Source organism: Frankia tisae (assembly GCF_025403405.1).
In the GTDB taxonomy this organism is placed as follows: Bacteria; Actinomycetota; Actinomycetes; order Frankiales; family Frankiaceae; genus Frankia; species Frankia tisai.
In genome coordinates this window covers 1-3,045 of record NZ_JANEZT010000546.1, presented here as the reverse complement: position 1 = coordinate 3,045, position 3,045 = coordinate 1, and the positions used below count along the sequence as shown (strand labels likewise).

The 3,045-nt window shown below is 72.9% G+C and carries 3 protein-coding genes; all 3 read left to right on the top strand.

Translation table 11 applies throughout. The features are described 5' to 3' along the window. Positions 1-304, top strand: a 304-nt coding sequence (locus NBZ85_RS29585; RefSeq protein WP_261563221.1) for an HRDC domain-containing protein, incomplete at its 5' end; no start/stop codon positions are given. A 602-nt stretch (positions 305-906) separates the two neighbouring features. Further along, positions 907-1,194, top strand: a complete 288-nt coding sequence (locus tag NBZ85_RS29580) for a WhiB family transcriptional regulator (protein ID WP_261556935.1) — start codon at positions 907-909, stop codon at positions 1,192-1,194. A 127-nt stretch (positions 1,195-1,321) separates the two neighbouring features. Continuing rightward, a complete protein-coding gene (locus NBZ85_RS29575) occupies positions 1,322-2,857 on the top strand; it encodes an alkaline phosphatase family protein (protein WP_261556937.1) in 1,536 nt (511 codons plus the stop codon). Positions 2,858-3,045 lie beyond the last annotated feature (188 nt).

The window sequence follows — 3,045 nt, the reverse complement described above, 5'->3', positions numbered from 1 at the left end:
TCTGACCGGCGCTCAGGCCCGGGTCGGGCGTTGCGACGGCTGCCCCGGCGACGTCGACGGCGCGCTGTATGAGCGGCTGCGGGCGTGGCGGGCGGCGACCGCGCGCGAACTGCACATGCCCGTCTTTGTGATCCTCACCGACGCGACCCTGCAGGCGATCGCCGAATGCCGGCCGCGCTCGGTCGCGGAGCTCGTCCAGCTTCCCGGGATCGGCCAGGTCAAGCTCGACCGCTACGGGCAGGCGGTGCTCGATCTCGTCGCCGGGCGGACTCCGCCGGCGTCGCCCGCGCGCGAACTTCCGTAACCATGTGTGTCCGGAGCGCGACACAGAAAATAAGTTGAGGTTCGCGTGGTGACCTTCTACCGTTACCCACGACGCCCGGCGCAGGCCCTGGAACGGTTGCGCCCCAACGGCTCCCCGAGAAGGAGGTGATCTCGCAGTGCTCAGCATTTTGATGAACAAAGCCGGCACCGAGATCGCCCGTCCGTGGGGATATCTGCCCGGCTCGGCGGCCATGGGCGCCGGCAGCACAGTCAGCGCCGTCCTGACGGCGGATGTCCGTGTGCTGACGGCCTGCCGTGGCAGCGGGGTCCGGGACCAAGGGACGGGTGTGCCCGCCGCCGTCTCAGGCTCGGCCCTCGGTCGGGGCGGGTTCACCACGATCGCCGTGCGTCCGGCCGGCGAGCCGATGCGTCGGCTCCCCATGTCCTGGAACCCGGCGTCCGCCGATTCCCAGGCGTCCGAGCACGCAGACCGTCACTTCACCTTGGGATCCACTCGCGATCCGCTCCCGGACTAGCTCCGCGGAGCCGACGCCGAGGCCGCGATCCCCATGGGGATCGCGGCCTTTGTCGTTTCGTTTCTTCCCACCGCTCGAAGACCTACCCGTGTCGGAGGTGACACCGGTGTTCGATCACTCGATCGGCTCCCGGATCGAGCGGGATCGGCTCGTCCTGCCCTGCTGGGACGTCGATCCTGAGATGTTTTTCGCTGAGTCCCCGGCGGAGGTGGAGACCGCCAAGGCGGTCTGCCGTACCTGCCCGGTCCGGGTGGCATGCCTGGCCGCGGCCCTCGGCCGAGCCGAGCCCTGGGGGGTGTGGGGCGGCGAGCTGGTGGTGACCGGCGCTGTCGTGCCCCGCAAGCGGCCCCGGGGCCGGCCGCGCAAGGTGCGCCCGGAGGAGGTCGCGGCCTGACGGGCGCGGCGGGCGGGACACCGTCTCGTCGGCGTCCCGCCCGCCACCGTTGGCCGTTGATTTCTTCCAGTTCTCCCGCCGGCACCGGTACTGTTCCGGCGTGCCCAGCAGCGAGCGTGTATATCCGATGTCGGCCGGAGTGGGAACGGCGCCGGGCGTGGCGCCGGGATCGGCCGGGCCCGACGACCTGTCTCTCGCCGTCGCCGCCCTCACCAGCCCCGAACTGGCCGAGATCGTGGATCTCGCCGCCTGGGTGGACGCCGGCTGGCTCCATGTGGCCAACGCCGGCGGCTCGGCCCGGCTGCCGGTGACCGACCCGGACGGTCCCTGGGAGGTCAGCCACGGGCGGCACCCGCTGGCCTGCCAGGACCCGATGCACGGGGTTCCCCTGGCCGCGGCGCTGGCGGATCCGTCGCCGCCGAACGAGCGCGACTCCTACCCTCACGCCGGCCGCCGGCTGCTGTCCGCCTTCGGGGACGCCACCCGGTCGCCCGACCTCATCGTCGTGCACACCCCGCGCCACTACTGGCCCGAACGCGGCGGGCACCTCGGCGAGCACGGCTCACTCAACGCCGGGCAGTCCCGCGCCCCGCTGGTGCTGTCCGGCCCCGGCGTGCGGGCCCGGGGGCTGCAGCCCGGCGCGGCGCGGATCATCGATGTCGGACCCACCCTCGCCGCGCTCGCCGGCGTGACGATGCCCGACGCCGAGGGCACGCCGCTGACCCGCCTCGCCGGTCCGGGCGCGCGCCACGTCGTCGGCCTGCTGTGGGACGGCGCCAACAGCAACGACCTGTTGCACCTCGCCCAGACCGGCGAGCTGCCGAACGTCGCCCGCCTGCTGGCCGAGGGGACCGCGCTGACCGGCGGGGCGATCGCCGAGTTCCCCAGCGTGACGCTGACCAACCACACGTCCGCGTTGACCGGCGTCGGACCGGGCCGGCACGGCATCCTGCACAACGTCTACTTCGACCGGGCCACCGGTCGCCAGGTGATCGTCAACGACGTGAGGACCTGGCACGCCGCCTGCGAGCAGCTCCGCGACGGCGTCGAGACATTCTTCGAGGCCGTCGCCCGCCAGCGCCCCGGCGCGGTGAGCGCCTGCGTGAACGAGCCCGTCGACCGGGGTGCGCACTACTCGACGTTCGGCCTGGTCCGGGTGGCCGGCAACACCGGTGGCGCCGGTGACATGGGCGACTACCTGCCGCCGGCCGAGGGCGACCCGCACGCCAGCGTGCGCTGGGTCCACGAGAACCCCGACTACGCCTGGTCCACCCGGGTCGACGCGCTGGGCCTCGCGCAGGTCGTTGCGCTGTGGGCGCCGGGGGAGACCCCGCCCGACGTCATGTGGTGGAACACCACGATCACCGATACCGGCCATCACGGCGGTGGTCCGTACTCGGAGCAGTCCCGCGCCGCGCTGCGGGACGCGGACGCCCGCCTGGGCAGCTTCCTCGACCTGCTCGCCGAACGCGGCCTGCTGGCCGAGACCGCGATCCTGCTGACCGCCGACCACGGCTCGGAGGCGGCGGACCCGGCCTGCCGCGGCGACTGGGGTGACGCCCTGCGCGCCGCCGGCGTCCGCTTCCGCGACGAGGGCTACGGCTTCCTGTACCTCGGCGAGCCCGCCATCGACACCATCACCCCCCACCAGCCCACAACCTGATCACCCAAAGTCCCCCCACCGGTTGCAGGAGGTTGTTCACGGTTTGCCTGCTCGCGACCGTCATCAAGCTCCAGCAATTCCCCGCGCCACCGCCGGGGCGGCGGTGGCGCGGGGGTTAGTCCTCGGCGGTGATCGGGTCCGATGGTGTTTCGTCCCGGGGGAGCTGGCGGGGGGGAGCTGCCCGTACC